This window comes from Pseudomonas sp. WHRI 8519 (assembly GCF_040224055.2).
Lineage (GTDB): Bacteria > Pseudomonadota > Gammaproteobacteria > Pseudomonadales > Pseudomonadaceae > Aquipseudomonas > Aquipseudomonas putida_X.
The window spans coordinates 3,550,128-3,568,235 of the sequence record NZ_CP167996.1 but is presented as its reverse complement, the minus strand read 5'-3'; the positions used below and the strand labels follow the sequence as shown (position 1 = coordinate 3,568,235).

15 protein-coding genes are annotated in these 18,108 nt (G+C 63.7%); 6 read left to right on the top strand and 9 right to left on the bottom strand.

The window, feature by feature from the left end; genetic code table 11:
- Positions 1-11: 11 nt before the first annotated feature.
- The 3 genes from ABRP30_RS16280 to mrdA form a co-directional block, all read right to left on the bottom strand.
- A complete protein-coding gene (locus ABRP30_RS16280) occupies positions 12-1,076 on the bottom strand; it encodes a TerC family protein (protein ID WP_267816702.1) in 1,065 nt (354 codons plus the stop codon).
- A 171-nt stretch (positions 1,077-1,247) separates the two neighbouring features.
- Positions 1,248-2,555 (bottom strand): substrate-binding domain-containing protein, encoded by a 1,308-nt coding sequence (locus tag ABRP30_RS16275; RefSeq protein ID WP_267816700.1) that lies wholly within the window; start codon positions 2,553-2,555, stop codon positions 1,248-1,250.
- A 96-nt stretch (positions 2,556-2,651) separates the two neighbouring features.
- Positions 2,652-4,544 (bottom strand): penicillin-binding protein 2, encoded by a 1,893-nt coding sequence (gene mrdA, locus ABRP30_RS16270; protein ID WP_267816698.1) that lies wholly within the window; start codon positions 4,542-4,544, stop codon positions 2,652-2,654.
- Between the two features lie 398 nt (positions 4,545-4,942).
- Between mrdA and nhaA the strand changes: the two genes are divergently transcribed.
- From nhaA to ABRP30_RS16250, 4 genes are all read left to right on the top strand, one after another.
- Positions 4,943-6,301: a Na+/H+ antiporter NhaA gene (gene nhaA, locus ABRP30_RS16265; protein ID WP_267816696.1), complete on the top strand. Its 1,359-nt coding sequence runs from the start codon at positions 4,943-4,945 to the stop codon at positions 6,299-6,301.
- A 145-nt stretch (positions 6,302-6,446) separates the two neighbouring features.
- Positions 6,447-6,962 carry a DUF3455 domain-containing protein gene (locus ABRP30_RS16260; protein ID WP_372490496.1) on the top strand — a complete coding sequence of 172 codons (516 nt, stop codon included), beginning with the start codon at positions 6,447-6,449 and terminating at the stop codon, positions 6,960-6,962.
- Between the two features lie 105 nt (positions 6,963-7,067).
- The gene (locus ABRP30_RS16255) at positions 7,068-7,616 is read left to right on the top strand and encodes a sigma-70 family RNA polymerase sigma factor (protein WP_267816693.1); all 549 of its coding nucleotides are present in this window, start codon (positions 7,068-7,070) and stop codon (positions 7,614-7,616) included.
- Positions 7,613-8,332 (top strand): anti-sigma factor domain-containing protein, encoded by a 720-nt coding sequence (locus ABRP30_RS16250; protein ID WP_267816691.1) that lies wholly within the window; start codon positions 7,613-7,615, stop codon positions 8,330-8,332. The genes ABRP30_RS16255 and ABRP30_RS16250 overlap by 4 nt, the downstream gene beginning before the upstream one ends.
- Positions 8,333-8,398: 66 nt before the next feature.
- On the opposite strand, the gene ABRP30_RS16245 is transcribed toward ABRP30_RS16250, so the two are convergent.
- Complete coding sequence (locus tag ABRP30_RS16245) at positions 8,399-9,757, bottom strand: 8-oxoguanine deaminase (protein ID WP_267816689.1); 1,359 nt, start codon at positions 9,755-9,757, stop codon at positions 8,399-8,401.
- 448 nt (positions 9,758-10,205) lie between these two features.
- On the opposite strand from ABRP30_RS16245, the gene ggt reads away from it, so the two are divergent.
- Both ggt and ABRP30_RS16235 read left to right on the top strand, forming a co-directional pair.
- A complete protein-coding gene (gene ggt, locus ABRP30_RS16240) occupies positions 10,206-11,996 on the top strand; it encodes a gamma-glutamyltransferase (protein WP_267816687.1) in 1,791 nt (596 codons plus the stop codon).
- A gap of 44 nt (positions 11,997-12,040) precedes the next feature.
- Positions 12,041-12,922, top strand: a complete 882-nt coding sequence (locus tag ABRP30_RS16235) for a LysR substrate-binding domain-containing protein (RefSeq protein WP_267816685.1) — start codon at positions 12,041-12,043, stop codon at positions 12,920-12,922.
- 55 nt (positions 12,923-12,977) lie between these two features.
- Here ABRP30_RS16235 and dctM read toward each other — a convergent pair whose 3' ends face one another.
- The 5 genes from dctM to ABRP30_RS16210 all read right to left on the bottom strand — a co-directional run bounded on the left by dctM (position 12,978) and on the right by ABRP30_RS16210 (position 18,097).
- Positions 12,978-14,261, bottom strand: a complete 1,284-nt coding sequence (gene dctM / locus ABRP30_RS16230; RefSeq protein WP_267816683.1) for a C4-dicarboxylate TRAP transporter large permease protein DctM — start codon at positions 14,259-14,261, stop codon at positions 12,978-12,980.
- Complete coding sequence (locus tag ABRP30_RS16225) at positions 14,261-14,893, bottom strand: TRAP transporter small permease (RefSeq protein WP_267816681.1); 633 nt, start codon at positions 14,891-14,893, stop codon at positions 14,261-14,263. Before ABRP30_RS16225 ends, dctM begins: the two co-directional genes overlap by 1 nt.
- Positions 14,894-14,962: 69 nt before the next feature.
- A complete protein-coding gene (locus ABRP30_RS16220; protein ID WP_241805205.1) occupies positions 14,963-15,961 on the bottom strand; it encodes a TRAP transporter substrate-binding protein in 999 nt (332 codons plus the stop codon).
- Between the two features lie 121 nt (positions 15,962-16,082).
- Positions 16,083-16,901 carry a CoA ester lyase gene (locus ABRP30_RS16215; protein WP_267816678.1) on the bottom strand — a complete coding sequence of 273 codons (819 nt, stop codon included), beginning with the start codon at positions 16,899-16,901 and terminating at the stop codon, positions 16,083-16,085.
- Positions 16,898-18,097: a CaiB/BaiF CoA-transferase family protein gene (locus ABRP30_RS16210; RefSeq protein WP_267816676.1), complete on the bottom strand. Its 1,200-nt coding sequence runs from the start codon at positions 18,095-18,097 to the stop codon at positions 16,898-16,900. The genes ABRP30_RS16215 and ABRP30_RS16210 overlap by 4 nt, the downstream gene beginning before the upstream one ends.
- Positions 18,098-18,108 lie beyond the last annotated feature (11 nt).

Here is an 18,108-nt window from a genome sequence, read left to right as displayed (position 1 = left end):
GATGGAGGGGATCAGACCCGCAATTGCGGGTCTTCTTCCTTTTTGGCGCTTTCGGGCTGCTTGGGTGGGAGCTGCTCCCCTTGCACGTCGCCCACGACCGCTTTCTCGCCGCGGGTCTTGATCAGCGACACCACGACCCCACCGAGCAACAAGCCGAAAGTCACGCCCAGCGACAGCAGTGCCGGCACCTTGCCGACCATGCCGTGGTAGAAGATCTTGCAGCCAATGAAGATCAGCACCAGCGCCAGCGCGTACTTGAGGTACACGAAGCGGTGCATCAATGCCGACAGGGCAAAGTACAGCGAGCGTAAACCCAGAATGGCAAAGATGTTCGAGGTGTAGACGATGAACGGGTCCTGCGTGATAGCGAAGATTGCCGGCACGCTGTCGACCGCAAACACCAGGTCGGCCAGCTCGATCAGCACCAGCGCGAGGAACAGCGGTGTGGCATAGCGCAATGCCTTGCTCTCGCCTGGCGGGGTGAGGCGCACGAAGAAGTGTGAGCCATGAATCTGGTCGGTCACGCGCATGTGCCGCTTGACGAATTTGAGTACCGGGTTGTTGGCCAGGTCGGGGTGGCTGTCTTCTTTCGAAAGCGCCATTTTTACCCCGGTAAACAGCAGGAATGCCCCGAAGATGTACAGCACCCATTCAAAGTTCTGCACCAGTGTCGCGCCCACGCCGATCATGATCGCGCGCAGGACGACCACACCCAGAATGCCCCAGAACAGTACCCGATGCTGGTAACGGCGGGGGATGGCGAAGAAACCGAAGATCATCGCCATGACGAACACGTTGTCCATCGACAAGGACTGTTCGACCAAAAAGCCGGTGTAGAACTCAAGCGCCGACTGCGCGCCCAGTTCGTACCAGACCCACGCGCCGAACAACACGCCCACGCTGAAATAGCCCGAGTACAGCAGCAGGCTTTCGCGCATTTCGATTTCGCGTTCTTTGCGGTGCAGCACACCCAGGTCGAGTACCAGCAGGCCGATGACGATGGCCAGGAACACCAGCCACAACCAGGTGCTGGTGCCGAGAAATGGGGTTGTGAGAAAGGTCTGTAGAGCTGTCATGAGCCCCTCCTTGATTGTCGACGTTGCATGGCAACAGTGATCCGACATGGCGGCGCGCAGCCGTCAGAGGGGCCCGGTATCACATGGATTTGAGCCTAGCCCCATTTCCCTGTGATGCCGAGTGGCGTGCTGTTACAAATTTTTGCCTGAGCCCATGCGCGGCGGCCTGCCTCAGTACACCCAAACCTCCACCCGGCGGTTACGCAAGCGCCCCTGTTCCAGCTCGTTACCCGCGACCGGCAGCTCGTCGCCCATGCCGGTGACCTCCAGCACTTCCACACCATCGCGCGCCAGTTCACGGCGTACCGCCTGTGCTCGCAGGCGCGAGAGCAGGGCGGCGCGGCCTGGTGTTTCCTTGGGGTCGCCAAAGCCGACCAGCACCGCCTTGCTTTGCAGCTTGCCGGCCTGGCGCAGGTAGTCGGCGACCCGCTGTACATCGCGCAGGGCTTTGTTGTCGAGGCTGGCACTGCCCTCCTGGAAGCGGAAGTTGACGCTCAGGCGTTGCGCTTGCTGGGCCAGGTTGCGGTAGCGCGGTGGCATGTCGGCTTGCGCCGGCACTGCAAGGGGCCGGATCTGCTGTGAAACGAACCCCTGCTCAGCGACGATCGACTGGCCAGCAGGGCTTTGCGCGAACTCCGCCAGAGCCTTGGCCTGAGGTTTGGCGTTGGCGGGCAGATACAGATACAGCCGGCGCGAGAGGGGGTAGTCCTCGCTGGCCACTTGCGGGCGGTCAGGTAGCATGGCCGGCGCATTGCCTTCGGCAATTGCCAGCACCTTGGCCCCGTGCACGGCTGCCAGGCTACTGAAACCGATGGCCTGGCGATCGGCAACCACGTTGTCGGCCAGCCTGTCACCGGACTCGAAGCGCTGTGCTCCGGGGGCCAGTTCACCTTGATGCGGCTCCAGCACCAGCGCCTTGAAGGTCTCGAAAGTACCGGAGCGATCGTCGCGGGCATACACGTGGATCGGCCCCCCCGCGATACCCAGTTGCTCCCAAGTGCCGATAGCGCCGGAAAACACCTGAGCCAACTGCGCAGTGGTGAGCTGCGGCAGGGGGTTATCGGGGTGGACGATCACTGCCACGCCATCCAGCCCGATCACCTGCTCGGCGCCGGCTGCACGCAAGTCGCCCAGCGCCTTGAGCTGGCGCACCTCGGTATCGTTGATGGGGCGAGACGCTGCGGCCAGATCGGCCTCGCCACGGCCAAGCGCGATAAAGCCGGTGCTCGAGCCGTGCGCCGCGATGTCGATGCGCAGCGGCTGGCCGTGGGCGTCTACGGCGGTGATCACGGTCTCGTTGGCCAGCGCGCCTGGGCGTTGCTCGATCGCCGTTGCCTGTTGCGCCCACAGGTGCCCTTGCACCAGCGCGGGCAACAGCGCCGCGCCGATGGTGTTGGACCCTTGCACCCGCAGGTGTACGGGGTCGGCCACGGCCGTCAGCGGGAGCAGGTGAAGCAGCAAGAGCAACAGACGGAGCATGCCGGGCGACCTTTGGCACAGAATTGCCCGGCAGATTACGACGGTAGCGTGACCGAAATGTGACTATGGGGCCGGCGATCAGTTTGCCGGGCAGCCTCAGGCGTGTGGAACCTGCTTGGGCGCTGCATCACCGGCATACTGCGGTTTCAGGTGTCCCTGGTCATCCAGCAGGTATGCATCCATCACCTCGCGCACCACAGGGCCGGCCACCCGGCCACCGGCCTCACCGTTCTCGATCAACACCGCCACGACCACGCGCGGGTGGTCAGCGGGTGCAAAGCCGACGAACAGGGCATTGTCACGGTGGCGCTCCAGTGTCTTGTTGCGGTTGTAGCGCTCACCTTGCTTGATCGCCACCACCTGCGCCGTGCCGCTCTTGCCAGCGATGCGGTACTGCGCGCCGGCGGCGGCGGCGCGGGCAATGCCGCGCGGGTCATGCATGACCATCTGCATGCCCTGGCTGACCTGGTCCCAGGCGTGCCGGTCGTGCAGCACGATGTCCGGCATCGGGTTCGGGTCGACCGGTGTTTCGTCACCCACGGTCAAAGCCAGGTGTGGGCGGTGCCATACGCCCTTGCTGGCCAGAAGGCTGGTGGCCTGGGCCAACTGCAGCGGGGTGACCTGCATGTAGCCCTGGCCGATGCCCAAGATCAGCGTTTCGCCGGGGTACCAGGCCTGGCGGCGGGTGGCGCGTTTCCATTGAGCGGACGGCATCAACCCCGAAGCCTCTTCGTTCATGTCCAGCGAGACCTTCTGGCCAAGGCCGAATTCGGCCATGTAGTCGTGCAGGCGGTCGATACCGAGCTTGTGCGCCAGGTCGTAGAAGTACGTGTCGTTGGAGCGCATGATGGCGGTGTACATGTCCACCCAGCCATCGCCGCTGCGGTTCCAGTTCCTGTACTTGTGCGCGTAGTTGGGCAGCTCGTAGTAACCCGGGTCGAACACCCGGCTGCCGGGGGTGATCACGCCACTGTCGAGGCCGGCGATGGCCACTTCCGGCTTGACCGTCGAGCCCGGTGCATACAGCCCGCGCAGCACGCGGTTGAACAGCGGCCGGTCGATGGAGTCACGCAGGGCGGCGTATTGCTTGAAACTGATGCCCTTGACGAACAGGTTGGGGTCGAAGCCTGGGTTGCTGACCATTGCCAGCACGTCACCGTTGGCCGGGTCGAGCACCACCACCGCGCCGCGGCGGTCACCCAGGGCCTTTTCGCTGGCCAGTTGCAGGTGCGCGTCGAGGCTGAGGTGGATGTCTTTGCCGGGGATCGGGTCCTGATGGTTGAGCACGCGCATCACCCGGCCCTGGGCGTTGGTCTCGACCTCTTCGTAGCCGACGTGGCCGTGCAACTGGCTTTCATAGAAGTGTTCGATACCGGTCTTGCCGATCGATTGAGTGCCGCGGTACTCGGTGCTGTCGAGGGTCTTGGCTTCCTTTTCGTTGATCCGCCCGACATACCCGACCGAGTGGGCAAAGTGCTCGGCCAACGGGTATTCACGGATGAACTGCGGTTCGACATCCAGGCCGGGCAGGCGGAACTGGTTGACTGCCACCAGGGCGATCTGCTGCTCGGTCAGGCCAACCATCAGGGTGACCGGTTCGAACGGCTTGCGCCCACGGCGCAGGTCCTTGTCGAACTGCTTGCGCTCATCCTCGCTCAAACCCAGAACCTGGATCAGGGTATCGAGCACCTTGGCCGGGTTGCCGGCGCGCTCTCGGGTCATGGTCAGGTCGAAACTGGGCTTGTTGTCGGCCAGTACCACACCGTTGCGGTCATAGATCAGCCCGCGCTCGGGGGCGATGGGCAGTACGTGTACGCGGTTGTTTTCCGATACCGCGCTTTGCTGGTCGTGTTGCAGTACTTGCAGCACGTAGAGACGGCCGACCAGCACGGCGACCAGGCTGAAGACCAGGGCAGCGCAAGCCAGGAGCCGGCGGTTGACCAGGTGCTTTTCCTTTTCGTGGTCTTTGAGAGGGATCGGTTGGGGCATGGGCGGTGATGTGTCGGCTGAACGCGAAACCTGTGGGAGCCGGCCTGCCGGCGACTACGCCAGGCCAGCCAACATGGATGTAGACGAGTGCCATGCACTCGAATCGCCGGCAGGCCGGCTCCCACAAGCATGCGGGGCGGCGATGCTACGCGTGCCGGGGGCTCTGCTCAAGACAGCTGCCATGCGCACAACCGAGCATCCGGCGTTTCACCCCGCAACCCGGGCGCTCACAGGCACTATGAAGATTTGTTCATGCAGCTGCGTTGGCCTGAGACCGACAATGGATGACGTGGGGCAGGCCATGTGGTTAGAATGCCCGCGGGTGCTAGCTGCATGAAGCAGTGACGCAGGTTAAATAACTACGCAGGTCGGGCCGCCGTGCGGGAGTTCTTGTGCCCATGCAAAAACATGCAATGCCCCGTGCCCAGCAGCTTGCCCAGCGTGCATTCGCCAACTTCGAGCGCTTTCTGCACATCGAGGCCGTGAGCGGTGTCGTACTGTTGATCGCCGCGGTTGCAGCACTCATCTGGGCGAATTCGCCCGCTGCCGAAAGCTACGACGCCCTCTGGCACACGCCGATAAGCTTCGGCCTCGGCTCCCTGGTCTATTCCCAGTCACTGCACTTCTGGATCAACGACGGCCTGATGACCATCTTCTTCCTGGTCGTGGGTATGGAAATCCGTCGCGAAATCCATGAAGGCGCGCTGTCCAGCCTGCGCCAGGCCACGTTGCCGATGGCGGCAGCAGTCGGCGGTGTGGTGGTACCCGCACTCATTTACCTGGCGTTCAATCATTCGCCACCCGCGCAAGAGGGCTGGGCTGTGCCCACCGCCACCGACATTGCCTTTGCGGTGGGTGTACTGGCGCTGCTGGGCAAGTCGATTCCTTCCAATGTGCGGGTGTTCCTGCTCGCCCTGGCGATCATCGACGACATCATCGCCGTGCTGATCATTGCCTTCTTCTATTCCGGTGGCCTGGATTACAGTGGCTTCGGCGTCGCTGGCATCGGCCTGCTGCTGGTGCTCGGCCTGCAGAAGATCGGTGTCGGTACGGCCTATGCCTACGTCATCCCCGGGTTCATCACCTGGCTGGGTATGTTGATGACCGGTGCCCACCCCACCTTGGCGGGCGTGGTGCTCGGCCTGATGACACCGGTCAGGGCGATGCCCTTGGGCGAGCGCCCGCTGGAGGCCGTTACCCGCTTCACCGACGACCTGCTAGGGCGCGCCAAGGCACCGGAGATCGATGACAGCGAGTTGATGAACCCGTTGAAGAACCTGCGTGTGGCGCAGCGGGAGCTGGTTGCTCCTGTGCTGCGCGTGCAAGGCCATCTGCACCCTTGGGTGGCTTTCGCGATCATGCCGCTGTTCGCCCTGGCCAACGCCGGTGTCGGGCTGTCTGGTGTCGACCTGTCTGCCGATGGCCCTCACTGGGTGATGACAGGCGTCGCTGTGGCGCTGGTGCTGGGCAAGCCGTTGGGTATCGTGACGATCAGTTGGCTGATGGTCCGTTTGGGCTGGTGTGCGCTGCCGGCGGGCGTTACCTGGCACGGCATCACGCTGATCGGGCTGTTGGCGGGCATCGGCTTTACCATGTCGATCTTCATTGCCAACCTGGCGTTCTCTGACCCTGGCGTTCTGGGCGCGGCGAAGCTTGGCGTGCTGTCCGGCTCGGTCATCGCGGCTGTGATCGGCGTGACCTGGGGTGTATGGAGCCTGCGCAAGGCAGCCAAGGCCGCACCCGCCCAAGTTGGCTGATGGGCGAGCCGGGTAACGGGCGAGTGGGTGCACATTTTTTTCTGCAGGTGCATCCAATCTGCAACCTGGCGGGTATTACCGGTAGCGCGACTTCGCGCTGTCGATTACTCGCCAGGAGATTTGCACCATGAACAGCCCAGTTACCATGTTGATGCTCACAGGCGGCTTAGTCTTGATCGTGGCCAGCCAAGCCGCACACGCTCAATCCGCGTTGCCGGCCGCGGTCAAGGTTCCGGACGGCCACAGCGTCATGCTCGAAACCGTCGGTGTGGGCCAGGTCACCTACGAATGCCGCGACAAAGCCAATGCACCCGGCCAGACCGAGTGGACATTCGTCGGCCCCAAAGCGGTACTCAAGGACAGGTCTGGCAAGGCGGTGGGCGACTACTTCGGCCCCCCAGCCACCTGGCAGGCCAAAGACGGTTCGAAGGTCACCGGCACCCAGTTGGCCGTGGCGCCAGCGGGCAAGGGCGACCTGCCTTACCAACTGGTTCAGGCCAGCCCGGCCGAAGGTAAAGGCGCCATGACGGGTGTGAGCTATATCCAGCGCGTGGCTACCCGTGGCGGGGTCGCCCCGGCAACTGCCTGCTCGATGCAGAACAAAGGTGAGCGCAAAATCGTCGACTACCAGGCCGACTATATCTTCTGGGCGGCAAAATGATGGCAGTGCGTATAGGCAGGTGAGCCACTGGCGTCTACGCTGATCGACAGCCCCCCGGCCCAATGGCCGGGGGAACCGTCCAGGGACTACAGGGCTGACCTTGCATTGAACTCACCTTTGCCCCCTTTCGATTTTCAGCGTTGCCTTGAAGCTTGCGCAGAGGGAGACCGCCGAGCGCTGCATGCACTCTACGAGGAGGAGGGCGCACGCCTGTTAGGTGTGGTGCGCCGTATCGCCCGTGACCACGCTACAGCGGAAGACATCCTGCACGATGCGTTCATTCGGATATGGTCCCGCGCAGCCAGCTTCGATGCTTCACGTGGTTCTGCGCGGGGCTGGATCTATAGCGTGACCCGGCACCTGGCGCTCAATTACATACGCGACACCCGGCGCGAAGTCGTGCTGGATGAAGAAGCGTTCGACAGCGCACAAGTCCCGTTGCCCTATGCCAGTGATATCGATCTCATGGCGGACTCGGCCAAGGTTCACCGTTGCCTGGAGCAACTGGAGCCTTCACGCAAGCTGTGCATCCTGCACGCGTATGTCGACGGTTGCAGCCATGCCGAAATCGCCGGGTTGCTGAACACGCCGCTGGGCACCGTCAAAGCCTGGATCAAACGCAGCCTGAAGGCGTTGCGGGAGTGCATGGGATGAAGAAGCCACAAGGCGAGACCGCCGACGCACTCGATGAATTGGCCGGGGAGTATGTGCTGGGTACCTTGTCGGCTGAACAGCATGAGGCTGTGCGTAAACGCCTTACGGAGGATCGGCAGTTGCGTGCTGCCGTGGATGCCTGGGAGCAGCGGCTACTGGCGTTGAATGCGCTCGCTGAGCCTTTGGCGCCCAGCCCACGGTTGTGGGCGCGGATCAGCCGCAGCGTCGACGCACAGCAACAGCCGCAGCGCGTCGGGCCGCCAGCGCAGGCCGAGCGTTGGTGGCATCGCTTGGTGCTGTGGCAGGGCCTGGCCGGTGCAGGCCTGGTTGCCAGCCTGTTGTTGGCCTTCACGCTGCTCACCGCCAAACCGCCAGAGCCTTCCTACCTGGTGGTGCTGGTTGCGCCGGCAGACAGTGCCCCGGGTTGGGTGGTGCAGGCAAGCGATACACGCAGCATTCAGCTGATACCCTTGGGGCAGTTCGCGGTACCGAGCGACAAGGTGCTGCAGTTCTGGACCAAGGGCGAACAGTGGCAGGCGCCACTGTCGCTGGGCCTGGTCAAACCTGGCGAGCAATACCGCGTGCCCGCCGATGGCCTGCCCCCGCTGGAGCCCAACCAACTGTTTGAGTTGACCCTGGAAAGGGCCGGTGGCTCGCCGACCGGACGCCCAACCGGGCCGGTGCAGTTCATCGGTCGGGCGGTGAAGGTGCTGTGACAGCGCCTTGCGCAGGGCCCGGCAAAGCGGCGCCCGCGCGCCGCTCCACGGGCTTGCATGCCGGTATCAGTCGCCGCTAACCAGCTGGCGGGCCAACTGGTTGTGGCGCTCCAGTACCAGCGGCAGGTCGACGGTGGTGATGCGCCCATCCTTGACCACTACACGGCCGTTGATCAAGCTGGTGTGGACCTGGGTCGGGGTGCAGAACACCAAGGCCGCAAGCGGATCGTGGTGGGCGCCTGCGTAGGCGACATGGCCGAGGTCGAAGGCGACGACGTCGGCGACCATGCCCGGTGCCAATGCCCCAATGTCATTACGGTTGAGTACCTTGGCACCGCCCAGGGTGGCAATTTCCAGCGCTTCGCGGGCGGTCATCGCATCAGGGCCGAAGCCGACACGTTGTAGCAGCAGAGCCTGGCGCACTTCACCGATCATGCTCGCGCCATCGTTGGAGGCCGAGCCGTCGACCCCCAGGCCTACCGGCACCCCGTGGTCGCGCATCTTGCGGATCGGCGCGATACCGGAGGCCAGGCGCATGTTCGAACACGGGCAGTGAGCGACGCCGGTGCCGGTACGGGCGAATAGCTCGATGCCGTGCTGGTCGAGCTGCACGCAGTGCGCGTGCCACACATCATGGCCGACCCAGCCCAGGTCCTCGGCGTATTCAGCCGGTGTCATACCGAACTTTTCGCGGCTGTAAGCGATATCGTTGACGTTCTCAGCCAGATGAGTGTGCAGTGAAACCCCGTAGTTGCGTGCCAGTACCGCGGCTTCGCGCATCAGGTCGCGGCTGACCGAGAATGGCGAGCAGGGCGCCACGACCACGCGCAGCATCGAGCCATGGCTGGCGTCATGGTAGTCCTCGATCAGGCGCTGCGACTCCTTGAGGATATCGCTTTCCTTTTCCACCACCGAATCTGGCGGCAGGCCGCCTTGGCTGCGACCCACGCTCATGCTGCCGCGCGCGGCATGGAAACGCATGCCGATTTCCCCGGCGGCGTGGATACTGTCGTCGAGCTTGCAACCATTGGGGTAGATGTACAGGTGGTCGCTGGAGGTGGTGCAGCCGGAGAGGATCAGTTCGGCCATCGCGGTCTGGGTCGACACCGCGATCATCTCGGGCGTCAACCGTGCCCAGATCGGGTAAAGGTTGGTCAGCCAGTTGAACAGTTCACCGTCCTGGGCCGCTGGCACCACGCGGGTCAGGCTTTGGTACATGTGATGGTGGGTGTTGACCAGCCCCGGGATGACCACCTTGCCGGTCATGTCCAGAATCTCGTCGGCATGCTGGGGCAGTTCGTCGCTGGGGCCGACCTGCTTGATCAGGTTGTCTTCTATGAACAGGCCGCCGCGTCTGATTTCGCGGCGCTCGCCGTCCATCGTCACCAGCAGTTCGGCGTTCTTGATCAGCAAAGTCTTTGGCATAGGTATTCCTTCCCGCTAAGGGCGGGGTGCAATTTGTCAGTGCGGACACCTGGTTGTTATCGCGGCAACCAGGCCCGGCTTGGAAAACACGGTGTGGGCAGCAGGGCCGGTCAGCGCAGCCGGGCACGCACCGACGACGCCGGGTCACTAAGACTTGGCGTAAGGCGGTGGAGGGGTGCAAAGGGCAACGGGTGAACGGCGAATGCGTCGATTCGCAAGGGGCGCTCGAAGGGAATGAGCAGATAGGGGTAGTACATGGCTTTAGCCTGTCGCAATACGCAGCAGCGATTACCACTGTCGTAGGCGCGGGTTGATGTAACCAGAAATGTTCATTTTTGTATACGAGAAATTGTGCATTCAATGCCCCGGTGGTGCCACGGCGCTTTGCGCAGTACCTGCCCTGGTTTATGTTGGGCGACCAAGGCACGCACTTCGACAGGACGCCACCATGCCATCGTCTTCCCAATTGATCAGCACCCTGTGCCTTGCCCTGGCCAGTCCCTGGGCCTGGGCCGACCAACCGCTGCCCGCGCCGCCTGAGCTTGAGTCCGGGTACCGCTCTGGCCTGCAAGCGGTTCACGCCAACCGGCACATGGTGGCGGCTGCCAACCCGCTGGCCAGTGAAGCCGGGCGGGCAATGCTGCGTGCCGGTGGCAGCGCTATCGATGCCGCGATTGCCATGCAGATGGTACTCACCCTGGTCGAGCCGCAATCGAGCGGCATTGGCGGTGGGGCGTTCATCCTGTACTGGGATGGCAAACGGGTGCAGGCATTCGACGGCCGCGAGACCGCGCCGGCAGCGGCGACGCAAACGCTGTTCCTGCAACCGGACGGCACCCCGATGCCGTTTCGGGCAGCGCAGATCGGCGGGCGCTCGGTAGGCGTACCCGGGGTGCTGCGTGCCTTGGAAATGGCGCACGAGCAACATGGCAAGCTGCCGTGGAGTCAACTGTTTGCGCCGGCCATCGCGCTGGCACGCAGTGGCTTCCCCGTGTCCGAACGCCTGCACGCGTTGCTGGCGGGTGACCCTTTCATCGCCAAATCACCCGCCATGGCCCGCTATTTCCTGGATGAGCACGGCCAGCCGCTGGCGGTGGGCACGCAGCTACGCAACCCCGAACTTGCCCATACCTTCGAACGCATCGCGCAGCAGGGCGTTGAGGCGTTCTATACCGGTGAAATTGCCGAAGCGATAGTCGCCCAGGTACAGGGGCATGCCAATGCCGGGTTCCTGTCCCTGGCGGATTTACGCGCGTACCAGGCCAAGGAGCGCACGCCGTTGTGCGGCCCCTACAAGGCCTGGCAGATCTGTGGCATGCCGCCGCCCTCGTCCGGTGCGGTGACCGTGCTGCAGACCCTGGGTATCCTCGAGGCGCTGCAGCACGCCATGCCACAACGGGACCTTGTGAAGCTGCCGCCCAGCCCCAGTGCCTCGCCTGCAGGCCTTGAGCCTGCGCCGCTGGCCGTTCACCTGATTGCCGAGGCCGAACGGCTGGCCTACGCCGATCGTGCCCAGTACCTGGCCGACAGCGACTATGTGCCGATACCGCTCAAGGCACTGACCGCCCCGGCGTACCTGGCCCGGCGGGCCACGCTGATCGGTGACTTCAGCATGAAACAGGCCCGGCCGGGCAGGCCGCAGGGGGCGGACCTGGCCTTGGCCCCGGACCGCTCGCCACTGCGCATTTCCACCTCGCACGTTTCGGCGGTGGATGACAGCGGTCAGGCGCTGGCCATGACCACCTCGGTAGAGGCGGCATTCGGTTCGCACCTGATGGTCAAGGGCTTCCTGCTGAACAATCAGTTGACCGACTTTTCATTCATCCCTCAGGAGAAGGGCAAGCCCGTTGCCAACCGGGTGGAACCGGGCAAGCGGCCGTTGTCGGCGATGGCCCCGACCCTGGTTTTCGCGCGGGCGTCCGGGGAACTGGTGGCCAGCCTCGGATCACCCGGTGGCTCGCAGATCATCGGTTACGTGAACAAGGCGCTGGTAGGTTTGCTGGACTGGCGGCTCGACCCGCAACAGGCCAGCAACCTGCCAAATTTCGGCAGCCGCAACGTAGGTACTGAAGTGGAAGCCGGGCTGACCAGCCCGGCGCTGGTCCGGCAATTGGCGGTCTGGGGCCATGAGGTGACGCCCATGACCATGACCAGCGGCATGCAGATCATCCAGCGCTCCGGCGCAGGCTGGGCGGGGGGCGCCGACCCGCGGCGCGAGGGCGTGGCGCTTGGCGATTAGTCGTGGTAGAAGACAACCTTGCCATTCAAAAGTTGAATACCGGGATGTCTATCAGCGTTAAATCGAATAGGAGCCTGTTCGACCTCGACCTGCTGCGTGCCATTGTGGTGGTGGCCGATTGTGGCAGCTTCACCACCGCTGCCGCACGCCTGCATTCGACGCAATCGACCATCAGCCAGAAAGTCCGCCGTCTCGAGGACATGGTTGGCCACCGCCTGCTGGTGCGCGGGAACCGTGACGTGTTGCCGACCGACGCCGGCCAGACCTTGCTCGGTTATGCCCGGCACATGCTGGCATTGAACGACCAGATGCTCGAAGCCCTGGCCGGTGCCATGGTCGGCGTCACCGTACGCCTGGGCGTTCCCGAAGATTTCGTCGGTGGGCGCACCACCAACGCGCTGTCGGCATTCAGCCGGCTCCACCCGCAGGTCAAGCTGGAGGTCACCAGCGGGCTGTGCCGCGACCTCAGCCAGGCCTATGACAACGGTGAACTTGACCTGGTACTGCTCAAGCAGCGACGCAACAGCCGCGAAGGCGTAGCGTGCTGGCCCGAGCGCCTGCAGTGGATCGACAGCGCACGCATGCCTGCCTTCGAACTCGACCCGATCCCGCTGGTGACATTTCCGCCCCGCGGGCTGTACCGCGATGACATGATCAGCGCCATCGAAGGCATGGGCCGGCGCTGGCGCATCAGTTTTACCAGTTCCAGCCTCAGTGGCATCCAGGCAGCGGTGGCCGATGGTATGGGCATAAGCCTGTTGCCGCCACGGGCGGCCACTGGGGAGCATCGAGTGCTAGGGGGGGAACAGGGACTGCCGGAGGTGGACAGCTACGAAATCGTCATCGTCCACCGGCCGACCGCAGATGTGATGGTCACGGCATTGGCCAAGGTGATGTCCCAGGTGCTGGAGGGGGGAGGGATCTGATGCCTTTACGGCCCCAGCGCCGGCGTGCCGCCGATGGGGCCGGATGATCAGTGGATCACGGCATGCCCAGCCACTGCGGCAGTGCCAGCGAAATGAACGGCACGTACGTCACCAGTATCAGGAACAGCAGCAGGATCGACAGCCACGGCAGTGCGGCGCGAATCGTCTGCCCCAGCGTCAGGCCCGTCACCGCTGACGTGACGAACAGGTTCAGCCCCACCGGTGGATGCACCAGGCCGATCTCCATGTTCACCACCATGACGATCCCCAGGTGGATCGGGTCGATCCCAAGCTTCATGGCGATCGGGAAGAAGATCGGCGCCAGAATCAGGATGATCGCCGACGGCTCCATGAAGCTGCCCGCGATCAGCAGCACGACGTTGACCATGATCAGGAAACCGATCGGCGTCAGGCCCTCGGACATCACCCACTGGGTGATCTGCTGCGGGATCTGCTCGGTGGTCAGCACATGGGCGAACAACATGGCGTTGGCGATGATGAACAGCAGCATTATGGTCAGCCGGCCCGACTCCAGCAGTACTTTCGGGCAGTCGCGCAGGCGCATGTCCTTGTACACGAACAGCGCGATGAACGCCGAGTACACCGCTGCCACGGCGGCCGCCTCGGTGGGGGTGAACATGCCGCTGTAGATGCCGCCCAAGATGATCACCAGCAGCAGCAGCCCCCAGAACGCACGCCTGGCGGTACTCAACCACTGGGCAAAACTGGCACGAGGTTGTGCCGGCAGGTTCTTGATCCGGGCGACGATGTAGATCGTCACCATCAGCGCCAGGCCCAGCAGGATGCCGGGTACCACACCGGCCATGAACAGCTTGCCTACCGAGGTTTCGGTCGCCGCCGAGTACACCACCATGACGATCGATGGCGGAATCAGGATGCCCAGGGTGCCGGCGTTGCAGATGATCCCGGCGCCGAACTCGCGCGGGTAACCGGAGCGCACCATGCCGGCAACGGCAATCGAGCCCACCGCCGCGACCGTGGCCGGTGACGAGCCCGACAGCGCGGCGAACAGCATGCATGCCAGCACCGCGGCAATGGCCAGGCCGCCGCGTATGTGGCCGACACAGGCGTTGGCGAAGTCGATCAGCCGCTGCGCCACGCCCCCGGTGGTCATGAACGCGCCTGACAGCAGGAAGAAGGGGATGGCCAGGAAGGTGTAGCTGTCGGAGGTCTCGAACAGCTTGATCGCCAGCGAGCTCAGGGAGTCCTGGCTGAACATCAGGATTGAAAGTGCGCCCGACAAGCCCAGCGAAATCGCGATCGGCACCCCCAGGAACATGAACACGAACAACAACAGGAACAGGCAGATGACCGTCATCAGTGATGCTCCTCACCTGGGTTGGCCAGCTTGCTCGCCTCGGCAGCCTCGTCGGCCAGGCCCAGGCCATACTGGCGATGGGTGAACAGGCGATAGAGGATCTGCAGGTAGCGGACGATGACCAAAGCGAAACCGAAGGGCACGATCAGTGCGATATGGCCGACCTTGATGCCGTAGCGGTCAAGGTCTTCGGCGCCGATGCCGGCGACCAGCACCGCGCTTACCCACTTGATGCTCGCCACCAGGAACAGCCCGGCATACGCCAGGCAACAGGCACAGGCGATCATCGCCAGCACGCGTTGCACAGGCTTGCGGGTGCGCCGCACCAAAACGTCGACCCCTAGGTGGCCGGCGGTGCGCACGCCATAGGCAATACCGAAAAAGATCAGCCAGCCGAACAGCGCCTTGGTCAGGGCTATGCTCCAGGTCATTTCCTGGGCGTAACCCATCAGGTGGTCGCCGATGCCCAGCAGCAGGTCACTGGCAAAACTCCAGTGATCACTGAGCGTGTAGAACACGGTATAGAGGTTGTTCAGTGCTACGTAGACGAAGGTCACCAAGGTCATGGCCGCCAGGAGAAAGGCGATCATGCCTTCCTCGAAGTGCTCCCAGACACGCCTGAGCGATTGCATAGGAATTCTCCACACAGAGAGAGGGTTGGCCACCTGTGCCAGAGGTGGCCGGGGCAGGGCGGGCGGCTGTCAGGAAGCCTTGTTGGCCGCCTCGGCGGCCTTGATCAGGTCTGCGCCGATCTGGTCGGAGAACTTGTCCCACACCGGGCGCATGGCCTCACGCCATTGCTGGCGCTGCTCGGCAGTCAGGGCATCGATCTCGCTGGTCTTGGCATCGATGATTTTCTGCCTGGAGGTCTGGTTGAGGGCTTCGGCCTGCTTGTTCACCTCGACGGTGACCTGGTCCATGAGCGTTTGCAGCTCGGTACGTACATCCTCAGGCAGGCCGCTCCAGAACTTGGCGTTGGTGATCACCATGTAGTCGATCAGGCCATGGTTGGTCTCGGTGAAGAACGGCTGCACCTCGTTGACCTTCTGGCTTTCGTAATTGGACCAGGTGTTTTCGGTGCCGTTGACCGTGCCGGTCTGCAGGCCCTGATAAACCTCGGCGAAGCTCATCTTGCGCGGGTTGGCGCGGATCGCCTTGAACTGCTCTTCGAGCACGCTGGAGGCTTGCACGCGGAACTTCAGGCCGCGGGCATCTTTGGGCAGGATCACTTTCTTGTTGGCCGACAGCTGCTTGAGACCGTTGTGCCAGTAGGCCAAACCGTGGATGCCTTTATCGTCCATCGAGGTCAGCAATGCCTTACCCTGCGGCCCTTGCTGGAAGCGGTCGACGGCCGCCAGATCGTCGAACAGGAACGGCAGGTCGAAGATCTGCACCTGCTTGTTGTAGTGCTCGAATTTGGCCAGGGAAGGCGCCAGCATCTGCACATCACCCAACAGCAGTGCCTCCATCTCCTTGCCGTCGCCGAACAGTGACGAGTTGGGGTAGACCTCGACCTTGACCTTGTCCTTGAGCTTCGGGTCTTGCGCCACCAGCTTCTGGAACATCAGCGCACCCTGGCCTTTGGGCGTGCTGTCGGCCACCACGTGGGCGAACTTGATGATTATCGGATCGGCAGCCTGTGCAAGGCTGGCCATGGACACTGCAGCGGCGCAGAACAGCGCCTGGGTCAGCTTCAACATCGATGTCACCTCTGATTTATTGTTGTAGGAGGATTGGAGGTAAAGATGGACCAATGGCTTGCGTGTGGTGAATTAGCATTTGTATAAGACAGCATTCGGTATAGCCGAACGCCCGCGCGGTTCAAGCGGGCGCCTGTGCCAACAACCGTTGCGCCCGCAACACCACCGGCGCATCCACCATTTGCCCGTCCAGCTGAAACGCACCGGCCCCGTTGGCTGCGGCGCTCGCCGCCAGCACCCGGCGGGCCCATGCCAGCACTTCGGCGCTGGGGGTGAAAGCCGCGTGAATCACCGCCACCTGCGCGGGGTGAATGCACAACGCCCCGCCATACCCCAGGTCGTAGGCATGGCGCATCGCCTGGTGCAAACCTTCGGCATCGGCAATGGCCGGAAATACCCCATCGAGCGGTGGCAGCAGGTCGGCACCCCGCGAGTGTAGCTGCACGGCCATGCGTGCTTGATCGAGAAATTGCCGGGCAGCAGCGCTGTCGGTGTTCAGGTGAAGGTCCAGCGCCAGGTCCAGGCTGCCGAACGACAAGCGCTCGACCCCCTCGGCATGGGCGATCTGCTCCAGCGCCAACAGCCCCTTGGCGCTTTCGATGATGGGCCATACCGGTTTGCCGGTGTGCCGTGCTACGGCCACCTGGGCTGCGTTTTCCACCTTGGGCAGCAGCACGCCGGCGATGCCAGGCTGCTGCGCGCAAAAGGCCAGGTCCGAGGCATGTTCCGGGTGCTGCGGCGCGTTCACCCGGACCCACACCGACGCCAGTGGCGTGGCCTGCAGGAAAGCCTCCAGGTTGTCCCGGGCCTGACGCTTGAGGGGCTCCTCCACGGCATCCTCGAAATCGACGATGACGGCATCAGCCCCCGCCGCCAGCGCCTTGGCGAAACGCTCAGGCCGGCTGCCGGGTACGAACAGCGCAGAGCGGACGGCGTTCATACCACACCGCTTGCGGCCAGGCTGGCCTGCTCTGCCGGGCTCAAGCCCAGTTCGCCGAGGATGCCCTGGGTGTGTTGCCCAAGCGCCGGCACGGCGTCCATGCGCGGGGCAAAGGCTGCATTGCGCCCTGGTGGCAGCAGCGAGGGCAGCTTGCCGGCAGGGCTGTCCACTTCACGCCAGCAGTCGCGGGCCTGCAATTGTGGGTGGTGCCAAACCCCGTGCATGTCGTTGACCCGGGCGTTGGCGATTTGCGCCTCTTCAAGGCGTGCCACTACCTGGTCCAGCGACAGGGTGGCGAAGCCCTCGATGATGATCTGGCGCAGCACCTCGCGGTTATCCGAGCGCTTGAAGTTGGCATTGAAGCGGTCATCACTGGCCAGCTTCGGGTCAAGCAGCACCTTTTCGCAAAACAGCGCCCATTCCCGTTCGTTCTGAAGGCCAAGCATGATGGTGCCGCCACCGCCGGTGGGGAACGGCCCATACGGGTAGATGGTGGAGTGCGAAGCGCCGGCACGCGGCGGCGGCGGCGCGCCGTCGTAGGCGTAGTACATCGGGTAGCCCATCCACTCCACCAGGCTTTCGAGCATCGAGACGTCGATGCGGCTGCCGACACCGGTTTTCTCCCGCAGCAGCAACGCCGAGAGCACGCCGGTATAGGCGTACATGCCGGCGGCGATGTCGGCGATCGAGCAGCCGGCCTTGGCCATGTCGTTTTCGCCCGAGCCACCGGTCACCGAAAGAAAGCCGCCTTCGCTCTGGATCAGCAGGTCATAGGCTTTTTTCTTTTCATAAGGCCCGCCTTCGCCATAGCCGGAGATATCGCACACGATCAGCCGTGGGAAGCGCGCGTGCAGGGCCTCGAACGACAGCCCCATGCGTGCGGCTGCACCCGGGGCGAGGTTTTGCACCAGCACATCCGCCTTGGCCAGCAGGGCCTGGAGAATACCGTCGGCGGCGTCCTGCTTGAGGTCCAGGGTGAGGCTTTCCTTTGAGCGGTTGGTCCATACGAAGTGCGAGGCCAGGCCATCGACACGTTGATCGTAGCCGCGGGCGAAATCGCCGCTGCCAGGGCGCTCGACCTTGATCACGCGGGCGCCTAGGTCGGCTAGCTGACGGGTGCAGAAGGGGGCCGCGATGGCGTGCTCCAGGCTGATCACGGTGATGCCGTCCAGCGGGCGGGGCGTTGTTTGAGTCATAGGGTCACCTG

Bases quoted from the DNA above. Each gene is read 5' to 3' on its own strand.
- ABRP30_RS16280 (WP_267816702.1), bottom strand. From the start codon at position 1,076: ATGACAGCTCTACAGACCTTTCTCACAACCCCATTTCTCGGCACCAGC.
- ABRP30_RS16275 (WP_267816700.1), bottom strand. From the start codon at position 2,555: ATGCTCCGTCTGTTGCTCTTGCTGCTTCACCTGCTCCCGCTGACGGCC.
- mrdA (WP_267816698.1), bottom strand. From the start codon at position 4,544: ATGCCCCAACCGATCCCTCTCAAAGACCACGAAAAGGAAAAGCACCTG.
- nhaA (WP_267816696.1), top strand. From the start codon at position 4,943: ATGCAAAAACATGCAATGCCCCGTGCCCAGCAGCTTGCCCAGCGTGCA.
- ABRP30_RS16260 (WP_372490496.1), top strand. From the start codon at position 6,447: ATGTTGATGCTCACAGGCGGCTTAGTCTTGATCGTGGCCAGCCAAGCC.
- ABRP30_RS16250 (WP_267816691.1), top strand. From the start codon at position 7,613: ATGAAGAAGCCACAAGGCGAGACCGCCGACGCACTCGATGAATTGGCC.
- ABRP30_RS16245 (WP_267816689.1), bottom strand. From the start codon at position 9,757: ATGCCAAAGACTTTGCTGATCAAGAACGCCGAACTGCTGGTGACGATG.
- ggt (WP_267816687.1), top strand. From the start codon at position 10,206: ATGCCATCGTCTTCCCAATTGATCAGCACCCTGTGCCTTGCCCTGGCC.
- ABRP30_RS16235 (WP_267816685.1), top strand. From the start codon at position 12,041: ATGTCTATCAGCGTTAAATCGAATAGGAGCCTGTTCGACCTCGACCTG.
- dctM (WP_267816683.1), bottom strand. From the start codon at position 14,261: ATGACGGTCATCTGCCTGTTCCTGTTGTTGTTCGTGTTCATGTTCCTG.
- ABRP30_RS16225 (WP_267816681.1), bottom strand. From the start codon at position 14,893: ATGCAATCGCTCAGGCGTGTCTGGGAGCACTTCGAGGAAGGCATGATC.
- ABRP30_RS16220 (WP_241805205.1), bottom strand. From the start codon at position 15,961: ATGTTGAAGCTGACCCAGGCGCTGTTCTGCGCCGCTGCAGTGTCCATG.
- ABRP30_RS16215 (WP_267816678.1), bottom strand. From the start codon at position 16,901: ATGAACGCCGTCCGCTCTGCGCTGTTCGTACCCGGCAGCCGGCCTGAG.
- ABRP30_RS16210 (WP_267816676.1), bottom strand. From the start codon at position 18,097: ATGACTCAAACAACGCCCCGCCCGCTGGACGGCATCACCGTGATCAGC.